Annotated in this window: 19 protein-coding genes; 9 read left to right on the top strand and 10 right to left on the bottom strand. The window is 66.2% G+C overall.

Annotated features, from left to right (window positions below):
* Positions 1 to 43: 43 nt before the first annotated feature.
* Positions 44 to 1,807, top strand: coding sequence for a DNA helicase RecQ (gene recQ / locus M2339_RS07520; protein WP_264587032.1), 1,764 nt, complete (start codon positions 44 to 46; stop codon positions 1,805 to 1,807).
* A 4-nt stretch (positions 1,808 to 1,811) separates the two neighbouring features.
* On the opposite strand, the gene M2339_RS07525 is transcribed toward recQ, so the two are convergent.
* The 3 genes from M2339_RS07525 to M2339_RS07535 are packed head-to-tail and all read right to left on the bottom strand — an operon-like array spanning position 1,812 to position 4,017.
* Complete coding sequence (locus tag M2339_RS07525; RefSeq protein ID WP_264588338.1) at positions 1,812 to 2,084, bottom strand: hypothetical protein; 273 nt, start codon at positions 2,082 to 2,084, stop codon at positions 1,812 to 1,814.
* A 52-nt stretch (positions 2,085 to 2,136) separates the two neighbouring features.
* Positions 2,137 to 2,799 (bottom strand): class I SAM-dependent methyltransferase, encoded by a 663-nt coding sequence (locus M2339_RS07530; protein ID WP_413714767.1) that lies wholly within the window; start codon positions 2,797 to 2,799, stop codon positions 2,137 to 2,139.
* Between the two features lie 12 nt (positions 2,800 to 2,811).
* Positions 2,812 to 4,017, bottom strand: coding sequence for a DUF3419 family protein (locus M2339_RS07535; protein ID WP_264606279.1), 1,206 nt, complete (start codon positions 4,015 to 4,017; stop codon positions 2,812 to 2,814).
* A 137-nt stretch (positions 4,018 to 4,154) separates the two neighbouring features.
* On the opposite strand from M2339_RS07535, the gene cls reads away from it, so the two are divergent.
* Positions 4,155 to 5,564: a cardiolipin synthase gene (gene cls / locus M2339_RS07540; RefSeq protein ID WP_264587030.1), complete on the top strand. Its 1,410-nt coding sequence runs from the start codon at positions 4,155 to 4,157 to the stop codon at positions 5,562 to 5,564.
* Positions 5,565 to 5,567: 3 nt separating this feature from the next.
* Here cls and M2339_RS07545 read toward each other — a convergent pair whose 3' ends face one another.
* Positions 5,568 to 6,563 (bottom strand): threonine/serine dehydratase, encoded by a 996-nt coding sequence (locus M2339_RS07545; RefSeq protein ID WP_264587029.1) that lies wholly within the window; start codon positions 6,561 to 6,563, stop codon positions 5,568 to 5,570.
* 53 nt (positions 6,564 to 6,616) lie between these two features.
* Between M2339_RS07545 and M2339_RS07550 the strand changes: the two genes are divergently transcribed.
* The 6 genes from M2339_RS07550 to M2339_RS07575 all read left to right on the top strand — a co-directional run bounded on the left by M2339_RS07550 (position 6,617) and on the right by M2339_RS07575 (position 12,875).
* Entirely contained in the window at positions 6,617 to 7,825 is a 1,209-nt protein-coding gene (locus M2339_RS07550) for a saccharopine dehydrogenase family protein (protein ID WP_264587028.1), read from the top strand.
* A complete protein-coding gene (locus M2339_RS07555; RefSeq protein ID WP_264606280.1) occupies positions 7,825 to 8,202 on the top strand; it encodes a hypothetical protein in 378 nt (125 codons plus the stop codon). The genes M2339_RS07550 and M2339_RS07555 overlap by 1 nt, the downstream gene beginning before the upstream one ends.
* 67 nt (positions 8,203 to 8,269) lie before the next feature.
* Entirely contained in the window at positions 8,270 to 9,457 is a 1,188-nt protein-coding gene (locus M2339_RS07560) for a carboxynorspermidine decarboxylase (RefSeq protein WP_264587026.1), read from the top strand.
* Between the two features lie 101 nt (positions 9,458 to 9,558).
* Positions 9,559 to 10,899, top strand: coding sequence for a methyl-accepting chemotaxis protein (locus M2339_RS07565; RefSeq protein WP_264587025.1), 1,341 nt, complete (start codon positions 9,559 to 9,561; stop codon positions 10,897 to 10,899).
* 280 nt (positions 10,900 to 11,179) lie between these two features.
* The gene (locus M2339_RS07570; protein WP_264578680.1) at positions 11,180 to 12,373 is read left to right on the top strand and encodes a type III PLP-dependent enzyme; all 1,194 of its coding nucleotides are present in this window, start codon (positions 11,180 to 11,182) and stop codon (positions 12,371 to 12,373) included.
* A gap of 64 nt (positions 12,374 to 12,437) precedes the next feature.
* Entirely contained in the window at positions 12,438 to 12,875 is a 438-nt protein-coding gene (locus M2339_RS07575) for an MAPEG family protein (protein ID WP_264572589.1), read from the top strand.
* Here the strand turns inward: M2339_RS07575 and M2339_RS07580 are convergent.
* The 5 genes from M2339_RS07580 to M2339_RS07600 all read right to left on the bottom strand — a co-directional run bounded on the left by M2339_RS07580 (position 12,865) and on the right by M2339_RS07600 (position 19,060).
* The gene (locus M2339_RS07580; RefSeq protein ID WP_264587023.1) at positions 12,865 to 14,079 is read right to left on the bottom strand and encodes a class I SAM-dependent RNA methyltransferase; all 1,215 of its coding nucleotides are present in this window, start codon (positions 14,077 to 14,079) and stop codon (positions 12,865 to 12,867) included. The genes M2339_RS07575 and M2339_RS07580 overlap by 11 nt on opposite strands.
* Positions 14,076 to 15,446: an NAD(P)H-hydrate dehydratase gene (locus tag M2339_RS07585; RefSeq protein WP_264587022.1), complete on the bottom strand. Its 1,371-nt coding sequence runs from the start codon at positions 15,444 to 15,446 to the stop codon at positions 14,076 to 14,078. The genes M2339_RS07580 and M2339_RS07585 overlap by 4 nt, the downstream gene beginning before the upstream one ends.
* A gap of 210 nt (positions 15,447 to 15,656) precedes the next feature.
* Positions 15,657 to 17,381, bottom strand: coding sequence for a dihydroxy-acid dehydratase (gene ilvD / locus M2339_RS07590; RefSeq protein ID WP_264587021.1), 1,725 nt, complete (start codon positions 17,379 to 17,381; stop codon positions 15,657 to 15,659).
* Positions 17,382 to 17,473: 92 nt separating this feature from the next.
* A complete protein-coding gene (locus tag M2339_RS07595; RefSeq protein ID WP_264587020.1) occupies positions 17,474 to 18,190 on the bottom strand; it encodes an N-formylglutamate amidohydrolase in 717 nt (238 codons plus the stop codon).
* 45 nt (positions 18,191 to 18,235) lie between these two features.
* Positions 18,236 to 19,060: a 4-(cytidine 5'-diphospho)-2-C-methyl-D-erythritol kinase gene (locus M2339_RS07600; protein ID WP_264587019.1), complete on the bottom strand. Its 825-nt coding sequence runs from the start codon at positions 19,058 to 19,060 to the stop codon at positions 18,236 to 18,238.
* A 152-nt stretch (positions 19,061 to 19,212) separates the two neighbouring features.
* On the opposite strand from M2339_RS07600, the gene M2339_RS07605 reads away from it, so the two are divergent.
* Positions 19,213 to 19,359 (top strand): lmo0937 family membrane protein, encoded by a 147-nt coding sequence (locus tag M2339_RS07605; RefSeq protein WP_181559368.1) that lies wholly within the window; start codon positions 19,213 to 19,215, stop codon positions 19,357 to 19,359.
* Positions 19,360 to 19,437: 78 nt separating this feature from the next.
* Here the strand turns inward: M2339_RS07605 and M2339_RS07610 are convergent, their stop codons facing one another.
* Positions 19,438 to 21,090, bottom strand: coding sequence for an electron transfer flavoprotein-ubiquinone oxidoreductase (locus M2339_RS07610; protein WP_264587018.1), 1,653 nt, complete (start codon positions 21,088 to 21,090; stop codon positions 19,438 to 19,440).
* Between the last annotated feature and the right edge of the window lie 4 nt (positions 21,091 to 21,094).

Consider the following 21,094-nt stretch of genomic DNA (forward strand, 5'->3'; position numbering starts at 1 on the left):
TTCTGCCCTTCCCCCTCACCCCTCCCCACCCTATAGCCGCCCGATGCTTGCCGATCCCGCCGCCCTGCTCCGAAGCGTTTTTGGCTTCGAGGCCTTTCGGGGCGTGCAGGCGCAAGTGGTGGACCGGGTGCTGGCGGGCCGCCCGACGCTGGCGATCATGCCGACCGGCGCCGGAAAATCGCTCTGCTATCAATTGCCCGCGCTTGCCCTGCCGGGCTGTTGCGTTGTCGTCTCGCCGCTGATCGCGCTGATGCACGACCAGTTGCGTGCGGCGCGAGCGCTCGGCATTCGCGCGGCGAGCCTCACCTCGGTGGACGCTGACTGGCGCGAGACGCAGGACAGGCTGGTCGCCGGCGAGCTGGACCTGCTCTACGTAGCGCCAGAGCGCGCCTCGGGAGACGGTTTCCGCGCGCTGCTGGAGCGGTCTCGCCTCAGCCTCTTCGCGATCGATGAGGCGCATTGCGTCTCGGAATGGGGCCATGATTTTCGTCCCGATTACCGCCTGCTGCGTCCGCTGCTCGACGCCTTTCCCGATGTCCCCCGGCTCGCGCTCACCGCGACCGCCGATGCCCACACCCGCGAGGATATTCTCACCCAGCTCGGCATTCCGGCTGAGGGGCTGATCATCTCCGGGTTCGACCGGCCCAATATCCGTTACCTCGTGCAGCCGCGCGATGGCCTGCGTCGTCAGCTCACCGATATTCTGGCGGCCAATCCCGGTCCCGGCATTATCTATGCACCAACCCGCGCCGCGACCGAGCAGCTTGCCGAGGCGTTGGGTGCCAAGGGGCGCCCGGTGCTGGCTTATCATGCGGGGCTGCCCGCCGAGCTGCGCGCCGCCAATCAGGCCGCGTTCCTCGCCAGCGAGGAGATGGTGATGGTCGCTACCGTCGCCTTCGGCATGGGCATCGACAAGCCGGACGTGCGCTTCGTCGTCCATGCCGGCCTGCCCAAGTCCATCGAGAGCTATTATCAGGAGAGCGGACGTGCCGGCCGCGATGGCGATCCCGCGACGGCGACATTGCTGTGGGGCGCGGAGGATTTCACGCGGGCGCGCCAGCGGATCAGCGAGGTGGAGCCAGAGCGCCAGTCTGGCGAGCGCGCGCGCATTGCCGCCCTGGGTGCACTGGTGGAGACCGCGCGGTGCCGCCGCGCGGTGCTGCTGCGCCATTTCGGCGAGAACCCGCCGCCCACCTGCGGCAATTGCGACAATTGCCTCTCGCCCCCCGCCAGCATCGATGCGACGCTGACGGCGCAAAAGCTGCTCTCGGCTGTCCACCGCACCGGCCAGAGCTTTGGCCTCGGTCACCTGGAAGCCGTGCTGACCGGGCGGGGTAATGACCGGATTTCCCAGCGCGGGCATGATCGCCTGTCGGTGTTTGGCATTATCGAGGGCGACGAGGCCGCGCTCATCAAACCCGTCGCCCGCGCCCTGCAAGTGCATGATGCGCTGACCACCACCGACCATGGCGGACTGGCGCTTGGCCCGGCGGCGCGTGGTTATCTCAAGGGCGAGGAGCGCGTCGAGCTGGTGATCCAGCCGAAGAAGGAGCGCCGCCGTGGTCGCGACAAGGGGGAGAACCCTGTCAACGACCCGATCTTCGAGGCTCTACGCGAGTGCCGCCGTACGCTGGCCCAGGAGGCCGGGGTGCCGCCTTATGTCATCTTCCATGACAGCACCTTGCGCGACATGGCCGCGATCCGCCCGAAGTCGCTGCGGGACATGGCGCTGGTCAGCGGCGTCGGCGAGCGCAAGCTGGAGGCCTATGGCGAGGCCTTCCTCTCTGCTCTTCGCCGCTTCGGCTAATTCATCAGCCCGTTTCGTCGGCGTCAGTGAGCCGCGCGGCCATATCCATGAAATTGCGCGCCGCCTCGCGCTCGGCGGGGTCCTCGAACGCGACGTCCAGGTCCGGTGCGCCACCGAGCATGTGCAACAGCGCCCACAGGCCGAAGCGCCGGCCGGCGTCCTTCTCCAGCCCGAAATCGACGCGCATCCGCTCAATTCCGGCGCCCATCGCCTCGGGGGGCAACTCTTCCAGTTCGGTCTTGCCGAAATAGCGCAGCATCAGGTCATGAAAATCCATGACCGCCAGCATAAGGCAGGCACGCCCAGGACGCAGCCGAAATCGACTGCGCTCACCGCCGGATCGTCAGGCTCCACGCATAGCCGCGATACAGGGCACGGCAGGACAGGTCCGCGCCATAGGTCGCGGTAAGGCCGTGGGCCACGGCGAAGAGCGGCTCGCGCGGCGTGACGTGAAAGCGCCCGAGCCAGCCCTGCAAGGCCGCACGGAACCAGCCGGGCAAGCGCTCCTGTTGGCCGAAATCGACGATATTGAGCGACCCGCCCGGTTCGACGACCGAGAGCGCCTGCGCCAGCGCGGCCTCCCATTGCGGGATCATCGAGAGGCTGTAGCTGATATAGACCCGGTCAAAGCCCGGCTCGCCGAACAAAGCCTGCGGATCGAACCGGACGGCATCGGCGCGCTCAAGCAGGGTGCGCGAGTGCGCGCCTGCACGGGCGATATTGCGCTGCGCCGATTTGAGCATCTCCGCAGAAATATCGAGCCCGAAGAGCCGCGCCTGCGGATAATGCCGGGCGACCAGCGCGAGATTGCGCCCGGTACCGACCCCGATCTCCAGCACCGATCCGCCAGCGGGCACGGCCAGATCGCGGATGAGCCGATCCCGCCCCAGCAGATAATATTTGCGGGTGATGTCGTAGACATGCCGCTGCAGCGCATATTGCGCATCCATCGCGCCGGCATGGCGGTCGCTCGCCGCGCCGATGCGGTCCATGTGCGACACCGCCTAGCCCTTCAAACTGTAGAGATGCACGCCGCCATAAATGGACGAGCGGTCGGCGCGGGTGAAGCGCAGCGAGTCCTCGCCATGATAATGCCAGCGCTCCAGAAGCGGATCGGGCACGCGCCCCGGCAGCAGGCTTGGCTCGGCCGCCGTGCGGAAGAGCACGCGAGCGCCGGGGCGGGCTGTGCGGGTGATCTCGTACCAGAGCGCAATCAACTGCGCGTCGTTCATCCAGTCCTGCGCATCCAGCAGCACATAACGATCCACGCTGGCATCCGGCTGCTGGGCGAGCCAGTCAGTCATACTGGCGTGACGGATATCGACCCGGTCGGCGCGCGCCGTCACCGCCGCATAATGATCCTGCTGGAGATAGGGCGGCAGCGGCGCATCCGCATGGCGGCCATAGCCGCGCCCGAAGGCCTGCCAGGCGAAATAATTGGCCTTGAGATCATAATCGCAGGCGAGGCGTTCGAGGCGCTTGCGCAGCACCGCCGCCATTTTCTCATCGCCGGCAAGCGCATCATATTGCGCGGGCGGGATGCCGAGGCCGAAGAGCGAGGCGGGCTGATCGGTCAGCCAGCGGATGAATTTGCGCTCGAAGATCGGCGCCAGTCGCGCCTCGAAGATGCGGCGCTGCTCATCCATGTCCCGGGCGGCCAGCAGTTCGCGCGGATCAATGCGGTACAGCCGCGCCACCAGATGCGCCGCGCCGATGAAGCCGCCGAGCAGCCCGCGCTTGTAAGCACCGGAGCGGAACATGCCGATGCGGCGCCGCCCGACCAGATCGCGCCCTTCCCAATAGCGGCGCGCCGTCTCGTCCAGATGCGGGCGGATATAGGCCTTATAGGCCCGAAGATTCTCCGCGCTGTCGGCCTCGGCAAAGAAGCGGCGAAAGCTCGCATAATCGGGCAATTGCTGCGCCGCGACCTGCTTCAGCCGATTGAGCGCTATATGCGCCGTGTTGAGATCGACCGCCGTGATGCGGGCCGGATCGGCGGTCAGGTAGGAGAGCACATTGCAGCCGCCGCTGGCGATGGTCACGACATGGCTCTCCGGCGTGATCGCCAGCGCCTCCATGTCCACCACTGGGTCTTCCCAGATCTGCGCATAGACCAGGCCCCGAAACGCGAAGGCGAAGGCGCGTTCGAGAAGGCCCTCGCGCGTGGTCGCCTCATGGTGGATGACGGCGCGATCGATGACATGCGGCATGAACGGCTCCCTGATGGTCCACTGACGCCCCGCTAGGCGGCGTGCATGTCAGGCCCGTGACCGCACGATGGCAGATTGGTGACGAGGCTGCGTGCAATGGTCTTGGCTCTGGCGGAGCACGCAGGCTAGGATCGGGCATGGCAGGGTCATCGCCCCATCTCGATCAGATCTGGTACGCGCTGGAATGGATCATCCGCATCGGCGCGCTCGCGGTCGTGCCCCTGCGGCGGACACCTGCGGCGGCGCGGGCGTGGCTGCTGCTGATCTTCTTCCTGCCGGTGCCCGGCCTGCTCTTGTTTCTCGCCATCGGCAGTCCGCGCTTCCCGGCGTGGCGGCGCGAGCGGTTCGGCGCCTTGCAGCCCTTCTTCGCCGCGACCGCGCAAGCGCAGCAGCGGCATCAGCCCGCGCTTGGCGATGCGGAGCCCATCGCGGCGCTCGCACGCACTTTGGGGCATATGCCCGCCACCGACGGCAATGCCATCACGCTGATCGACGCTTATGATGCGGTGGTGGACCGGCTCGTCGCGGATATCGATGCCGCCGAACAGTCCGTCCACCTGCTCGTCTACATCTTCGCCGACGATGCCGTGGGCCAGCGCGTGGCCGCCGCGCTCGGCCGGGCCGTCCAGCGCGGTCTGGACGTGCGGGTGCTGTTCGATCCGGTCGGCTCGCGCCCATGGCGGCGCGGGACGCAGGCGCTTTTGCGCGCCAAGGGGGTGCGGGTGTGCGAAACGCTGCCGTTGCGCTTGATCCGGGCCCGAACCCGGCGCGATATGCGCAATCATCGCAAGCTCTTCGTGATCGACGACAGGATCGGCTATGCCGGCTCCCAGAACATCGTCGCGCGCGATTTCCGACCCGGCGTGGTCAATCGCGAACTGGTCGCGCGGGTGACGGGGCCGGTGGTCGCCAGCATGGCGGCGCTGGTGCGTGCCGACTGGTCGCTGGAGTCTGGCGATCCGCCCGGCGCCTCCCCTGCCCCGACGGACACCGCCGGGACCGCATGCCTGCAATTGCTGCCGAGCGGCGCGGACTATCCGCTGGCCGGGTTCGAGACGCTGCTGGTCTGGCAATTGCATCAGGCGCGCCAGCACGTCGTCATGGTCAGCCCTTATTTCGTGCCGGGCGAGGACGTGCTCGGCGCCATGGGCGCAGCGGTGGCGCGCGGGGTCAAGGTCGACCTCATTCTCTCGCGCGTGGCGGATCAGCCGCTCGTTCGCCTCTCGCAAAGCTCCTTCTATCAGGAGCTGCTGGACGCCGGCGTCTCGATCCACCTGTTCCCCAACGAACTGCTCCACGCCAAGACGCTCAGCATCGATGACCGGCTGGCCGTGGTGGGATCGAGCAATGTCGACCTGCGCTCGTTCCAGCTCAATCAGGAGGCCAGCCTGCTGATCTACGACGCCGCCTCGATTGCGCATGTGCTGACAATTCATGAAGGCTATCTGGCGGCCTCCACCACGCTGACCCCGACAGCATGGCGCGCCCGCTCGCGCACCCGGCGGCTCGCCGAGAACATCGCCCGGCTGGTGGATTCGCTGCTGTGAGCCTCAGCCCGCCCGGCCGGCGAGCTCCAGCAGGCGGGTGAACGTCTCCCGGTCGACATTGCCGCCCGAGAGGGTAACGAGCGTCGCATCGGTCACCGGCACCTTGCCCGCGAGCACGGCAGCCAGCGCCGCAGCGCCGCCGGGCTCGACGACCAGATGGAGCTTCTCGAAAACCAGCCGCATGGCCTGCGCGACCTCCATCGGCGTCACGGCGGCGCCACCGCTGGCCCGGCCCTGCAATACCGCGAAATTAATCGGGAAGGTGCGCGGCGTCTGGAGCGCGTCGCAATCGGTGGGGAAGGCCAGGTCGTCCACCGACTGGATGCTGCCGGCCGCCAGCGAGCGAAGCAGATCGTCATAGCCCTCCGGCTCGGCCAGATAGAGCTCCGCATCCGGACAGGCCAGCGCGAGACCGGCAGAGAGACCCCCGCCCCCGCAACAGACAACGATGCGGTCGGGTCCGCGCCCGAGTTGGGCCTGCATTTGCGCTGCCCCCTCAATCCCGAGCGTGCCCTGCCCCTCGATGATCCACGGATCGCCATAGGCATGAACGAGGGTCGCGCCGCTCTTCGCGACCAGATCGGCAGCGATGCTGTCGCGATCCTCGCTCGCGCGATCATAGAGATGGACCTTGGCGCCCAGCGCCCGGGTCGCCGCCAGCTTGGCGCGGGGCGCATTGCTCGGCATCACGATGGTCGCGGCGATGCCGAGCCGCCGGGCGGCCCAAGCCACGCCCTGCGCGTGATTGCCGCTGGAAACGCCGACCACCCCGCGCGCACGCTGCTGCGCCGTCAGATCGCTCAGCCGATGCCATGCGCCCCGGATCTTGAAGGCGCCGATGGGCTGGAGCATGTCCGCCTTGCACCAGATCGTCCGCGCCTGGACCTCGAGAGGCAAAAGCGGCGTTGGCGGCAGCAGCGCCGCGATCTTGTCCGCCGCGCGCAACACGCCTTCGCGGCTCGGCGCACGAAGCGGATCGAGCAATTCTTGTTCTGTCACAGAGCCCCCCTATATGCAGGCGCTTGTCGATTCGACTTCATGGAGACTAACAGATGAGCAAGGTGCTGGTCATCGGCGCAGGTGGCGTCGGATCGGTCGCGGTCCACAAGATGGCGATGAATGTGGACATCTTCAGCGACATTCACCTCGCGAGCCGCACGGTCTCCAAATGCGATGCCATTGCCGCCTCCGTGAAAGAGCGCACCGGCGTCACCATCAGCACCTATGCGCTGGACGCCGACGACGTGGCAGCGACGACGGCGCTGATCAAGCAAATCGGCCCCAAACTGGTCGTAAACCTGGCCCTGCCCTATCAGGACCTCGCGATCATGGATGCCTGCCTTGCTGCGGGCGTCAGTTATATGGACACGGCGAACTACGAGCCGCGCGATGAGGCGCATTTCGAATATAGCTGGCAGTGGGCCTATCAGGACCGGTTCAAGGATGCCGGCCTCATGGCGCTGCTCGGCTCCGGCTTCGACCCGGGCGTCACCAGCGTGTTCGCGAGCTGGCTCAAGAAGCATCATTTCGAACGGATCGACACGCTCGACATTCTGGACTGCAATGGCGGCGACCATGGCCAGCACTTCGCCACCAACTTCAATCCGGAGATCAACATCCGCGAAGTGACTGCGCCGGCGCGACACTGGGAGAATGGTGCGTGGGTCACGACCCCCGCCCTCTCCTACAAGCAGAGCTTCGACTTCGAGCAGGTCGGGCCCAAGAACATGTACCTCATGTATCATGAGGAGCTGGAGAGCCTCGCCAAGCACCTGCCCGAGATCAAGCGCATCCGCTTCTGGATGACCTTTGGCGATGCCTATCTCAAACATCTCGAAGTGCTGCAGAATGTCGGCATGACGCGGATCGACCCGGTGATCTACAATGGCGTTGAGATCATCCCGCTGCAGTTCCTCAAGGCCGTGCTGCCCGAGCCGGCCAGCCTTGGCCCCACGACCAAGGGCAAGACCAACATCGGCGATATTGCCACCGGCCTGGGCAAAGATGGCAAGGACAAGACCCTCTACGTCTACAATATCTGCGACCATGAGGATGCCTATGCCGAGACCGGCAACCAGGCGGTGAGCTACACCACGGGCGTGCCGGCGATGATCGGCGCGGCGCTGATGCTGCAGGGCCTGTGGTCCGGCGCGGGTGTGTTCAACATCGAGCAGCTCGATCCCGACCCGTTCATGGCCATGCTGAACAAGCATGGCCTGCCGTGGCAGGTGAAGGAACTCGACGGACCGCTGCCCTTCTGATGGGCGCGCTGCGCAACCGCACCGGGCTGGCGAGCGCCGCCCTGGCGCTCGCTCTGGGAGGCTGCGCGCCGCAGATCGGCTTGGTCGATGGCGTGCCGTCTTCCGAGCTGAACAGTTGCGCGCGCCAGGGCGGCTCGCTGCAGGCACGGGGGCGCGCGCAGACAGTCATGTGCGTGGTGCCCTATGCGGATGCGGGCAAGAGCTGCGCCTCGAAGAAGGACTGTCAGGGCCGCTGCCTTGCCCAGCCCGGCAAGAACGGCGCGCTGCCGCTCGACGAGCAGAAGGCGCCCGGGCGCTGCCAGGCCGACAACAAATTATTCGGATGCTTTGCCGAACTCGACGGCGGCAAGGTCGTTCGGTCTATGTGCATCGACTGATCGGTGCATCGCTGAAGGCGCGGCGCTCGCAGCCGCGCCGTGACATGATTTGAGCGGAGCAGACCCCATGGAAACCCGAGCCGGCGACCCCGGCGCCTTTGCGCGCTTCGACCTCAATCGCGTGCCCTCGCCCGCTTTCGTGGTCGATGCCGCCGCCATCCGACGCAACCTGACGATCCTCAAGGACGTAAGGGACCGGGGCGGCATCAAGATGCTGGCGGCGCTCAAGGCCTTTTCGATGTGGTCGCTCGGGCCAACCGTCTCGGCCTATCTCGACGGCGTCTGCGCCTCCGGCCTCTACGAGGCCCGACTGGGCCGCGAAGAATATACCGGGCTGGATGAGAAGGGCGAGGTCGCGACCTATTGCGCCGGCTACAAGGCGGCAGACCTGCCGGAAATCTGCGTGCTTTCCGACCATATCATCTTCAACTCACCCGGCCAGCATGCGCGCTTCCGGCCCCTTCTCGATGCGCAGCGCGCGCAGGGGATGAGCTTCGATGTGGGCTTGCGGATCAATCCGCTCCATGCCGAGGGCGAGGTGGCGAAATATGATCCCTGTCAGCCCAACAGCCGGCTGGGCTTCCCCATCGACCAGCTACTCCCCGAGCATATCGAGGGCGTGGACGGCATTCATTTCCACACGCTGTGCGAGCAGGATTTCGTGCCGTTGGGCCGGACATGGGCCTCGGTCGAGCCGAGCCTCAAGCGCTTCTTTCCTCAGCTCAAATGGCTGAACTTCGGCGGCGGCCATCATATCACCCGCGCCGACTATCAGCGCGATGAGCTGGTCGCCTTCCTCCAGCAGGTCCGCCGTGAGACCGGGCTCGACGTGTATCTGGAGCCGGGCGAGGCCGTGGCGCTGGATGCGGGCATCCTCGTGGGCGAAATTCTCGATGTGATCGACAATGGCATGCCTGTGGCGATCGTGGATATTTCCGCGACCTGCCATATGCCCGATGTGATCGAGGCGCCCTATCGCCCGGCGATGCTCGGCGAAAACACCAGCGGCGATCTCGTGCGGCTGGGTGGCCCCTCCTGCCTCGCAGGGGACATCATCGGCGACTATGGCCTGCCCGTCCCCGCCGAGCCGGGCCGTCGCATCGCCTTCCTCGATCAGGCGCATTATTCGATGGTGAAGACCAACACCTTCAACGGCGTGCCGCTGCCCTCCATCTGGCTGTGGGACAGCGAGACGGACGAACTGCAGGAAATCCGCCAGTTCGGCTATGAGGACTTCAAAGACCGGCTGAGCTGACATGGAAATGACACAAAACTGTCACAATAAGCCCTTGAATTTCCTCGCCTCGTCTGAGCTGGATAACCAAAACTTTACCGTCCGGCTTCTAGAGGCGTGGCATGATGCATGCGGCCTCTTTCCAGATCGACGGACAGGATGACGAGGACGCTGTCGCCCGGCTGCGGATGCCGGGCAGCGAGCAGATCAAGGCGCGGCAGGGCGCCTCGTCCATGGAGATTGTCGCGCTGTTTCGCCAGCACATGGGCTTGCGGCTTCTCCCGCTGGTCGATGAGGCAGATCGCCCCATTGGCGCCATCTATGAGGAGGATGTCCGCAATATCCTCTTCAACCCCTATGGCTATGCCTTGCTGAGCAACGCCGGCGTGACCATCGCCTTTGGCGAGCGGATGCAGCGCTGCCCGGTGATCGAGATGGATCGAGGCCTCGCCGGCCTGCTTGCTGTCCACGCCCGCGATGGCGGCAAGGAAGCGATCATCGTGACGCGCGGGGGCCGCTATGCCGGTTTCGTCCCCAATGCCGCCATTCTCGCAGCGATGAACGCGCAGGAGATGCGCCAGCTTCGCGCGCGGGATGCCGAACTGGCGCGACTGCGGGCGGTGAGTGCCGGCTTCGAGCAGGACATTCAGAGCCTCTCTACGGCGCTTGGCGATATGGCGTCGCTGCTTCAGGGCACGGCCACCGGCACCGCCACCCGCAGCCAGGACAATACCGACCACGCCTTGCACGTGCTCACCGCCGCCGGCCAGACCGGCGCGATGATGGATGAGGTGGCGAGATCCAGCGCCGCATTGGTGCAATCGCTCGGGCGGCTCGACCAGGAAACGGCGCAGGCGCGTGCTGTCGCCGCCGAAGCTGTTTCCCGCGTCGATGCCAGCGCGGCGCAAGCGCAGGCGCTCGATCAGGCCACGCAATCCATCGAAGCGATCACCGTAACGATCGAAACGCTGGCACGGTCGGTCAAGCTCCTCTCGCTCAACGCCTCGATCGAAGCGGCGCGGGCTGGAGAAGCCGGACGCGGCTTTGCCGTCGTCGCCAATGAAGTGCGCGGCCTTGCCCAGAAGACCGGCGCCGCTGCGCAGGATATTCGCACCCATGCGCTGACGGTTCGCGGCACGGTCACGGCGGTGACAGGGGCACAGGCGGGTCTTGAGCGCGTGATCGCCAGCGTCAAGCAGATCGCCGATGGCGTCACCTCGACGGTCAGCGCGCAGCGCGCGCTCTCCCTCCATCTCGCCGCCGGCACCGAACAGGCGGCCTCGGCCAGCAAGGAGATCGAGGCGCATATCGTGCGCATCTCCGGCAATGCGCGATCCGCCGCCGAAGGCGCGCAGGATCTGGCACGGACGGCTCATGATCTGAGCGACGCATCGAGCAGCCTCTCGCGGCGGGTAGAGCGGTTCCTGAGCGACATCGCGATGCGCGACGGCGCCGCTGATTGAAGCGCATTCGGGAGAAGATTCGACTCGCCGCAACCGCGCCACCCGATCCGGCGGGTTTGCGACACGTCCGATCCTGCACCGAAATTGCGCCATCGCAGCGGCGCCATTACGAAAAAGCCAGACTTTCCGGCACTTTCCAGCGACGCAGCGCGCGACTCAATTTTGACCCCCGATCTTTACAGGGGGGTCCGCAGGTCATATATGCGCACCCCTGCTGCCCCATGGGACTTCCACCGCAAGGCAGCTCTTTTCGACTGCAATCCACTGGAGGTCCCTTGAGTTGTACAAGCATCATAGCGCGCTGGGGGTAGCTCTCTCCCTCAAACCGGCAGCACCGGTAACGCTTATTCGCCCGCAGGCAGCTGCCCGCGCCGCTCGATACTTCTCGACGAAGTTCCCGGGGCGCTCGCTGTATGCCGTCAAGGCCAATCCCTCGCCCGCGTTGCTGGAAACGCTGTGGGCAGCTGGAATCACGCACTTCGATGTCGCGTCCATTGCCGAGGTTCGGCTAGTCGCGCGGACGCTGCCGCAGGCCAAACTCTGCTTCATGCATCCGGTGAAAGCCGAGGAAGCCATTCGCGAGGCCTATTTCAAGCATGGCGTGCGGACCTTCTCGCTGGATTCGCTCGAGGAGCTGGAGAAGATCGTGCGGGCCACCCGTGGCGCGCCGGACCTTGAGCTGTGCGTGCGCCTGCGCGTATCCTCCGAGCACAGCAAGCTGAGCCTTGCTTCCAAGTTCGGTTGCGATCTCGCCGATGCGCGCGAGCTGCTGCAGGCCACCCGTCAGGCTGCGGATGCGCTCGGCATCTGCTTCCACGTCGGCAGCCAGGCGATGTCGCCCCACGCCTATGTGCAGGCGATCGAGCGCGTGCGCGCCGCGATTGTCGATGCATCGGTGACGGTGGACATTGTGGATGTGGGTGGCGGTTTCCCCTCCACCTATCCCGGCATGGAGCCGCCGCCGCTCGGCCATTATTTCTCGGCCATTCACCGCGCCTTCGAGAGCCTGCCGATTTCCTATTCGGCCGAGCTGTGGTGCGAGCCCGGCCGGGCATTGTGCGCGGAATATAGCTCGCTGCTGGTGCGGGTGGAAAAGCGCCGCGGCAACGAGCTGTTTATCAACGACGGCGCCTATGGCGCGCTGTTCGATGCAGCACATCTCGGCTGGCGCTTCCCCGTGCAGTTGCTGCGCGCGGAAGCCAATGAGGCGGATCAGGAAGCCTTCAGCTTCTACGGCCCGACCTGCGACGACATGGACCATATGGCCGGCCCGTTCATGCTCCCTGCGGACGTGCGCGCAGGCGACTATATCGAGATCGGGATGCTCGGCGCCTATGGCAATGCCATGCGCACCGACTTCAACGGTTTTGGCGCGGAGAGCGTCGCACAGGTCGCCGACGAGCCGATGGCGAGCCTCTACCGTGAGGAAGAGCCCGTCCCGCAACAGTCCAACGTGGTGCAACTGCGCCGCTAAAGCGGATTGCCAAGCATAAAAGAATGAGACAGCCTCCCCGGACAAGTTTCGGGGAGGCTTTTTCATGTCGGTCAATCTGCTGGTGCCGGTGTTTGCGCTGGTGCTCTGGTCTATCGTGATGCTCATCTGGATGGTCGCGCTGCGGCTCCCGGCGCTGAGCAAGCTCAAAATCTCGCCCGAGCAGGCACGCGGCGGACGCGGGCAGGATCTCGACCGGATGCTCCCGCGCGAGATCAACTGGCCCGCGCACAATTACGCGCATCTGATGGAACAGCCGACGATCTTCTACGCGACGGCGATCGGCCTGGCGCTGCTCGGCCAGGGCACGACGGCCAACATCGCCCTCGCCTGGGCCTATGTGGGCATCCGCATCGTCCACAGCGTGTGGCAAGCGAAGGTGAACACTATTCCGGTGCGCGCCAGCCTGTTCTTCCTCTCGTCGATCCTGCTGGCGGTGCTGGCCGTCAACGGCCTGCTCGCCGCGCTACGGCTCAGCGCCTGAAGGTCGCGACCAGCTCGACATGGGTCGACCAGCGGAACTGGCCGACGGGCTTCAACCGCTCGATGCGGTAGCCTGCCTCGGCCAACATCACCGCATCCCGCGCGAAGCTGGCCGGATTGCAGGAGACATAGACGATCAGCGGCACCTGTGAGGCCGCGATCTGCGCCACCTGCTCGCGCGCGCCGGCGCGGGGCGGATCGAGCACGACGGCATCGAAGCGGTTGAGTTCCGCCGGGGTGAGCGGACGGCGGAACAGGTCGCGATGCTCCGGGAAGATGCGGCCGGGCAGGCGATTGCCGCCGCCGCGCAGGGCCATCACCAGATCGCGGGCGGCCTCCGCAGCATAGACCTTGCGCCCCGGCACATCATTGGCGACGGACAGGGCGAAGGTGCCGAGGCCCGCGAACAGATCGGCCACCATGGCTGCGCCGCCCAATGCCTGACGCACCTCGGCGACCAAAGCCGCCTCCCCGTCCTGCGTCGCCTGCAGGAAGGCGCGTGGCGGGTAGCCAGTGAGGACATCGCCGAAGCGCACCGTCACCGGCTCCGGCTCCCAGATGGTCATCGGGGCATCATCATCGATGAGAATGAGCCGGGCGAGCTGGTTCTCACGGGCAAAGTCGAGCAGCGCCTCGGTTTGGGCAAGGCCGTCGACCCGCAGGCCTGAAAGGACGACATCCACGCCCTGATCCACGAGCGTCAGATCCGCCTCGCCGGGTTGGCGATCCGGCAGCATCGTCGCAAAGAGCGCACGCAGCGGGGCGACCAGCGCGAAAAGGCGCGGGTCCAACACCGGGCATTCGCGCAGATCGATAAGCTTATGACTGCCCTGCTCCGAGAAGCCGAACTGGATGCGCTTGCCGAGCCGCAGCGCGCGCAGGCTGGCCCGACGACGGCTATGTGGCGGCGAGACGTGCGGCGCCGCGACCTCCTGCGCGCTCAGTCCCTGCCCGGCCAGCGCCCCGGCCACGCGATCGCGCACATAGTCAGTGAAGGCCTCATCCGAAAGGTGCTGAAGCTGGCAGCCCCCGCATTGCGGGAAGTGCCGGCATGGCGGCGTGACGTGATGCGGCCCGGCCTCGATGCTGCCATCGGTGCGCAGACGGTCGCCCGGCGCGCTCAGCGCCACATGGCGGCCATCCGCCGTCACCCCATCGCCTCGCGCGGCAATGCGGACGATAAGATCGGGATCGGGGCTGGTCATGAGGCACTCGCAAGGGCAGCAGGAAGGCAACCGACAAGATCGTCGGCAATGAAGGCCGCGCCGGCACGGCGGCCAGCCTCGCCATGCAGCCAGACGGCCTCACAGGCAGCGGTGAAGGCATTGCCCGTAACCGCCAGACGGCCCGCGCACAAGCCGGCCAGCACATCGCCCGTGCCAGCGGTGGAGAGCCATGACGAAGCCGGCGGGGCGACGACGCAGCGGCCATCGGGCGCGGCGATCACGCTGTCAGCCCCTTTATGGACCACGACGGCACCGATATCGGCCGCCGCCGCGCGGGTGCGATCGATCTTGTTGCCCGGTCGTGCGCCGAAAAGCTGGCGGAACTCGCCCTCATGCGGGGTGACGATGGCAGGGGGCGGCGCTTCCGCCGGACCGTGCGTGCCCATCAGCCATAAGGCATCTGCATCGGCGACGGTCGGCACCCCTGCCCTCAAGGCCGTGAGGAGCGTGCGCCATGCCGCATCATCGCGCCCGAGGCCGGGGCCGACGAGCAGCGCCTTGGCCCGATCCACCTCGAAATGCTCGCTGCACACAATGGCGTGGCTTTGGGGACTGGCCGGCGCAGTCTGCCCGATCAGCCGCACATAGCCGGCCCCGCTGTGCGCCGCCGCCTCCGCCGCAAGCGCGGCCGCGCCCGGCATCGCGCCGGCCACGACGCAGACCAGACCGCGCAGATATTTGTGAGAATCGCGGGCCGGAGGCCGGATCGATGGCGTTTGAAGAACCCGCGCGGCGTCCGCCGGCGCCTCGATGCCGATATCGACCAGCCAGTGCTGCTGCGCGAAGTCGAGCGCGGGCATCAACACATGCGCGGGCTTCCAGGCGCCCAGCGAGAGGCAATGGGTGAAGACCGGCACTGGGGAGAGCGCGAGCGCGGCGTCGCTTTCCACGCCGCTTGGCACATCGATGGCGTAGCTCAGTTGCCCGGCCTCCACCAAGGCGCCGAGCCGCGCCGCCAGCTCCGGCGACAGGCCGCGCGTGAGGCCGATGCCAAACAGCGCATCCACCAACTGCGTCGCTGGTTCGGCAAGCAGGATATCCTCGACCGGACCGCCCCAATCGGCACGCGCCTTGCGGCTGCTGTCCGTTCCGCTCTCGCCGAACGCCGCCACCCGCACCGGCACGCCCAAATCGCGCAGGGCGCGGGCGATGACGAAGCCGTCCCCGCCATTGTTGCCGGGGCCGCAGAGCACCAGCACATCGCGCATCGCGCCAGCGCGGAAGATCACCTCCGCAGCGCCCTCGCCGGCCCGGCGCATCAGAGCATAGGAGTCCGTCCCGGCGTCGAACAGCGCCTGTTCGGCGGCGCGCATCTGGGCGACGGTAAGGATGGGTGCGGCGGTCATTGGCGACTGCATCGCGAAGAGCGTAGGTTTCCTGATCCACCACTGTGCTCCTGCGAAGGCAGGAGCCTAGGGCGGTCAGGACCGTCGCATACGCCCTGGGCTCCTGCCTTCGCAGGAGCACGGCGTTGAGCAAATAAGCCTCGGTGGCGCCGCAACTGACGCGGGGATGCATCAGCCCAGGCCCCTCTCCCGAGGAGAAGGGCCATGGGATCAGATATCAGCGAAGACATGCTTCTCCGCTTTGGCGCCGGGATGCGTCACCGCGCCCTGCCAGGCCGGGCCGACATTCTGCGCATAGCGCCACAGGGCACCCGCCTGATAGTCATTCTGGCGCGGTTGCCACTTCGCCCGGCGCTCGGCGAGCACGGCTTCGTCGACCAGCAGGTCGATCGTGCCCGCCTCGGCATCGATGCTGATCGTATCGCCATTTTCGACCAGCGCGATGGGGCCCCCGTCCGCTGCTTCCGGGCCGACATGGCCGATGCAGAAGCCGCGCGTGCCGCCCGAGAAGCGCCCGTCCGTGATGAGCGCGACCTTCTCGCCCAGACCCTGCCCATAAAGCGCAGCGGTGGTCGAGAGCATCTCGCGCATGCCGGGGCCGCCTTTGGGGCCTTCATAGCGGATCACGACGACATCGCCGTCCACGATCTGCTGCGCCTCGACGGCGGCGAAGGCCTCTTCCTCGCGCTCGAACACCTTGGCGATGCCGGTGAACTGCAGGCGCTTCATGCCCGCGACCTTCACGATCGCCCCATCCGGCGCAAGGCTGCCCTTGAGGCCGACGACACCGCCGGTCGGCGTGATCGGCGTCTTGGCGTCGTAGATGACCTTCTGGTCGGGGTTCCACGTCACTTCGTCGATATTCTCGCCCAGCGTCTTGCCGGTCACCGTCATGCAATCGAGGTGCAGCAGGCCGGTCTGGGCAAGGCTCTTCATGAGCATGTAGATGCCGCCGGCGGCATGCATGTCCTTGGCGACATATTTGCCGCCCGGCTTGAGGTCCGCCATGTACGGCGTCGTCTTGAAGATCTCGGCCACGTCGAACAGCGAGAAGTCGATGCCGCATTCGTTCGCCATGGCCGGCAGGTGCAGCGCGCCATTGGTGGAACCGCCGGTCGCCGCGACGATGCGGGCTGCATTCTCAAAGGCTTCGCGCGTGCAGATGTCGCGCGGTCGCAAGTTGATCTTAAGCAGCTCCATGATCTGCTTGCCCGCCGCGACGGCGATTTCCTGACGGCTCTTGTAGGGCGCCGGCACCATGTTGCTGTTCGGCAGCGACAGGCCGATGGCTTCGCCGACGCAGGCCATGGTGTTGGCGGTATACTGGCCGCCGCATGCGCCATGGCCCGGACAGGCCGCCTTCTCGATGGCGGTGACTTCCGAGAGCGGGCAATTGCCGGCAGCGAACCGCCCGACAGCCTCGAACACGTCGATGACGGTCAGGTCCTCGCGATCCTTATACTGGCCGGGGAGGATGGAGCCGCCATAGACGAAGATGCTGGGCACGTTGAGCCGCAGCATCGCCATCATCATGCCGGGGAGCGACTTGTCGCAGCCGGCGAAGGTGACTAGCGCGTCATAGCAGTGGCCGCGCACCGAGAGCTCGACCGAGTCCGCGATGACCTCGCGGCTGACGAGGCTGCTCTTCATGCCCTGATGACCCATGGCGATGCCGTCGGTCACCGTGATGGTGTTGAACCGGAACGGCGTGCCGCCTGCCGCCATCACGCCCTCGCGCGCCCAATTGGCCTGCGTATCGAGCGTAGTGTTGCACGGCGCGCTGTCATTGCCGGCGGAGGCGAGACCTACGAACGGCTTGGCAATATCCTCTTCTTTCCAGCCCATCGCGTAATAATAGCTGCGGTGGGGGGCGCTCTCGACGCCAACGGAGACGTAGCGGCTGGGGAGTTTGGATTTGTCGAAGCTGTGGGTCATTTCATTCACCTTCCTGCGGGCAGCGCTCTAGGCCCGTTGCGGGGCGGCTTGCAAGCATGGAGGGCGCAAAACACGCCTGTTGCGAGCCGCTCTCAGGAAAAGGCCGCACGGCAGGCGCGCAGCACCGGGCCGATGATGCCCGCCAGCCGCGCCTGACCGGCGCCGTTGCTCACCAGATCCTGCCGCATCTCGATGCCAAGATAGGGCCGCCCATGGGCCTCGGCATGGCGGTTCATCGTCGCATTGAGCAGCTTGCCTGAATAGGGCTCCTGATCGCCGACCACCAGCCCGGCGGCGGCCAGCAGTGGGATGGCGATCCGCGCGCCGCGATCGTCCTGATTGTAGAGCACGCCGATGTCCCATGGGCGCGCCTCCTCGGGCCGGCTGCGCAATTGCGGCGTAAAACTGTGCAACGAGAGCAGGAACGGCCTATGCCCCTGCCCGGCCAGCGCGGCGACCTCGGCATGATAGGGATCGTAAAAGCGCGCGAGACGGTCGGCCACCTCGGCGGCGCTGTTGCCCTCGATATGGTGGCCATCACTATGCACCGGCACCAGCCCGGCCGAATCCGCCTCGCGATTATAATCGATGACGAGGCGCGAGACACCGCCCAGGATGGCGCAGCACCCGCCTTGATCCACCAGCAGCCGCGCGACCTGCGCGACGCCGATGTCGACCGCGACATGCTCCTCCAGCACGGCAGCGGGTAGACCGAGATCGATATCCTCCGGCACATGATTGGAGGCATGATCGGCGATGATCAGAATCGGTGCGGACGGATCGCCCAGGATTTGAAACGCAGCAGTCATGCCCAAGGCCTAGCGCAGTTTGGGCCCAGCCAAAAGACCACGTGTTCAGCGCAGCAGGCTGGTCATCACCCACCAGTCGGGATGGTCGGCGATGATGCGGTCGGCGGCTGCATCCCGCTCGGCCTCGCTCGCGAAAACGGCAAAGCAGGTCGCACCGGAGCCGGACATGCGGGCAACTTGGGGAAGCTGCGCGCGCAGCACCGCCAGCACCTCCTCGATTTCCGGCACCAGAGCCATAGCGCTCGCCGCCAGATCGTTGCGGCCCCGCGCCCATGCCAGCGGGTCCAGCGCGCCCCAGTCGATGCCGTCCCATCCGCCGAACACAGGTCCGGTGGGGCAGGCGATCAGCGGATTGACCAACAACACGGGCGTCTCGGCCAGATCGAGATCGATGGCTTCCAGCCGGTCGCCCACGCCCGACCCGAATACGGTGGCCGAGCCAAGGCAGGCGGGCACATCGGCGCCCAGCGCCGAGGCGATGGCCGGGAAATCCATCTCCATCGGCCGCACGTCCCATAGCCGCACCAGCAGCCGAAGCGCAGCGGCGGCATCGGCCGAGCCGCCTCCGATGCCGGAAGCAACCGGCAGGTGCTTCTCGAGCAGCAGATCGGCGCCCAGATGGCCGCCAGTCGCGGCTTGCAGGGCGTGCGCCGCGCGCATCACCAAATTGCGCTCATCGGTCGGCAAGCCATCAGCGAACGGCCCCTCGATGCGTAGCGCGATCTCGCCGTCCTCGCGGAGCGTGCCGCTCAGCCCGTCACCATCCGCGCAAAAGGCGAACAGGCTTTCCAGCTCATGATAGCCATCGGCGCGGCGCGCGCGGACATGAAGAGCGAGGTTGAGCTTGGCGTGGGCGGTTTCTCTGAGCACGGCCGCGCTCTTAGCTGCTCTGAACGCCGCTGTCTCGCCTGCATATGCTGGCTGCGTGATAAGGGCACGCCGCGCGCTCCGAGGGCGACGGGAACCATTCCGTCCGAAAACCGTCTCCCTATCGTCAAAACATTGTGTTGAAAGGGACCTCCATGCTCTGGACCATCATCGGTATTCTGATCGTTCTGTGGCTGCTTGGGTTCGTCCTGCATGTCGGCGGCGGCTTGATCCACATTCTCCTGCTGATCGCGGGCGTGGTGTTCGTATTCCAGCTCATCACCGGTCGCCGATCTCTCTGATCGCGCCAGCTGATCGATGAACAAACGGGGCCTTGATCGGCCCCGTTTTTCTTTGCGCTCGCGAGTGTGTCGGCGCAGCTACATGTTCGGGTAGGTCGGCCCGCCGCCGCCCTCCGGCGCCACCCAGTTGATATTCTGGGTCGGGTCCTTGATGTCGCAAGTCTTGCAGTGGACGCAGTTCTGCGCGTTGATCTGGAAGCGCGGATTTCCGGCGCCATCCTCCACCACCTCATAGACGCCCGCAGGGCAGTAGAGCCGGGCCGGCTCGTCATAGAGCGGCAGATTGTAGCGGATCGGCACGTCCGGGTCCTTGAGCTGCAGATGGACCGGCTGGTCCTCCTCATGATTGGTGCCCGAGAGGAAGACCGACGAGAGCCGATCGAAACTGAATACCCCGTCCGGCTTGGGATAATCGATCTTGTGGACGGCATCCTTGCGCCAGAGCTTGGTATGGTCGGCCTTGTTGCGCAGCGTAAACGGCAGCCCGATGCCGAGCGTGCGCATCCACATATCGATGCCGGCAAACAGCGTCCCCACGACATTGCCGAACTTGGCAAGCGCCGGGCCGGCATTGCGCACCAGCTTCAGCTCCTTGACGATCCAGCTTTCGTCCAGCGCGGCTGGGTAGGCATCCAGTACATCGCCGGAACGATCCGCGGCGACCGCATCCGCCACGGCGTCGGCCGCCAGCATCGCGGATTTCATCGCTGTATGCGTGCCCTTGATGCGCGGCACATTCACAAAGCCGGCCGAGCAGCCGATCAGCGCCGCACCAGGCATCACCAGCTTTGGGATGGATTGCCAGCCGCCCTCATTGATAACCCGGGCGCCATAGGAGACGCGCTTGCCGCCTTCCAGCACCGCGCGGATGTCCGGATGCTGCTTCCAGCGCTGGAATTCCTCGAACGGGCTCAGATACGGGTTCTTGTAGCCCAGCCCGACCACGAAGCCGAGCGCCACCTGACCGTTCGCCTGATGATACAGGAAGCCGCCGCCATAAGCATCCGTCAGTGGCCAGCCCTGCGTGTGGATCACCCGGCCGGGCACATGCTTGGCCGGATCGATATCCCACAGTTCCTTGCAGCCAAGGCCATAGGTCTGCGGATCGCTATCCGCCTCCAGATCGAAGCGGGCCTTGAGCTGCTTGGTGAGGTGGCCGCGCGCCCCTTCCGCGAACAGCGTGTAGCGGGCATGAAGCTCCAGCCCGGGCTGATAATCCGGCTTGCGACTGCCATCGCGGGCCACGCCCATGTCGCCGGTCGCGACGCCTTTCACGGCGCCATTCTCATCGTACAGGATCTCGGCGGCGGGGAAGCCGGGGAAGATTTCCACGCCCAGCCCCTCCGCCTGTTCGGCGAGCCACCGGCACAGCGAGCCCAGGGAGCCGGTATATGTGCCCTTATTGTGCATGAACCCCGGCGTCAGCAGATGCGGCACTGCGAATTTGCCCGAGCGGCTCAGCATCCAGTGATGGTTCTCGGTGACCGGCACCTGCGCCAGCGGGCAGTCGCTGGTCCGCCACTCCGGCAGCAGCTCATCGAGCGCCCGGGGATCGATCACTGCGCCCGAGAGAATATGCGCGCCGATCTCCGAGCCTTTTTCCAGCACGCAGACGCTGATCTCGCTGCCCGCCGCCTGGGCGCGCTGCTTGAGGCGGATCGCCGCGCTCAAGCCTGCAGGGCCTCCGCCTACGATCACCACGTCATAGGGCATGGATTCCCGTTCGGACATGTCT

The sequence above is a fragment of the Sphingobium sp. B2D3C genome (assembly GCF_025961835.1).
Classification (GTDB): Bacteria; Pseudomonadota; Alphaproteobacteria; order Sphingomonadales; family Sphingomonadaceae; genus Sphingobium.

Bases quoted from the DNA above. Each gene is read 5' to 3' on its own strand.
- recQ (WP_264587032.1), top strand. From the start codon at position 44: ATGCTTGCCGATCCCGCCGCCCTGCTCCGAAGCGTTTTTGGCTTCGAG.
- M2339_RS07525 (WP_264588338.1), bottom strand. From the start codon at position 2,084: ATGGATTTTCATGACCTGATGCTGCGCTATTTCGGCAAGACCGAACTG.
- M2339_RS07530 (WP_413714767.1), bottom strand. From the start codon at position 2,799: ATGGACCGCATCGGCGCGGCGAGCGACCGCCATGCCGGCGCGATGGAT.
- M2339_RS07535 (WP_264606279.1), bottom strand. From the start codon at position 4,017: ATGCCGCATGTCATCGATCGCGCCGTCATCCACCATGAGGCGACCACG.
- cls (WP_264587030.1), top strand. From the start codon at position 4,155: ATGGCAGGGTCATCGCCCCATCTCGATCAGATCTGGTACGCGCTGGAA.
- M2339_RS07550 (WP_264587028.1), top strand. From the start codon at position 6,617: ATGAGCAAGGTGCTGGTCATCGGCGCAGGTGGCGTCGGATCGGTCGCG.
- M2339_RS07555 (WP_264606280.1), top strand. From the start codon at position 7,825: ATGGGCGCGCTGCGCAACCGCACCGGGCTGGCGAGCGCCGCCCTGGCG.
- M2339_RS07560 (WP_264587026.1), top strand. From the start codon at position 8,270: ATGGAAACCCGAGCCGGCGACCCCGGCGCCTTTGCGCGCTTCGACCTC.
- M2339_RS07565 (WP_264587025.1), top strand. From the start codon at position 9,559: ATGATGCATGCGGCCTCTTTCCAGATCGACGGACAGGATGACGAGGAC.
- M2339_RS07575 (WP_264572589.1), top strand. From the start codon at position 12,438: ATGTCGGTCAATCTGCTGGTGCCGGTGTTTGCGCTGGTGCTCTGGTCT.
- M2339_RS07580 (WP_264587023.1), bottom strand. From the start codon at position 14,079: ATGACCAGCCCCGATCCCGATCTTATCGTCCGCATTGCCGCGCGAGGC.
- M2339_RS07585 (WP_264587022.1), bottom strand. From the start codon at position 15,446: ATGACCGCCGCACCCATCCTTACCGTCGCCCAGATGCGCGCCGCCGAA.
- ilvD (WP_264587021.1), bottom strand. From the start codon at position 17,381: ATGACCCACAGCTTCGACAAATCCAAACTCCCCAGCCGCTACGTCTCC.
- M2339_RS07595 (WP_264587020.1), bottom strand. From the start codon at position 18,190: ATGACTGCTGCGTTTCAAATCCTGGGCGATCCGTCCGCACCGATTCTG.
- M2339_RS07605 (WP_181559368.1), top strand. From the start codon at position 19,213: ATGCTCTGGACCATCATCGGTATTCTGATCGTTCTGTGGCTGCTTGGG.
- M2339_RS07610 (WP_264587018.1), bottom strand. From the start codon at position 21,090: ATGTCCGAACGGGAATCCATGCCCTATGACGTGGTGATCGTAGGCGGA.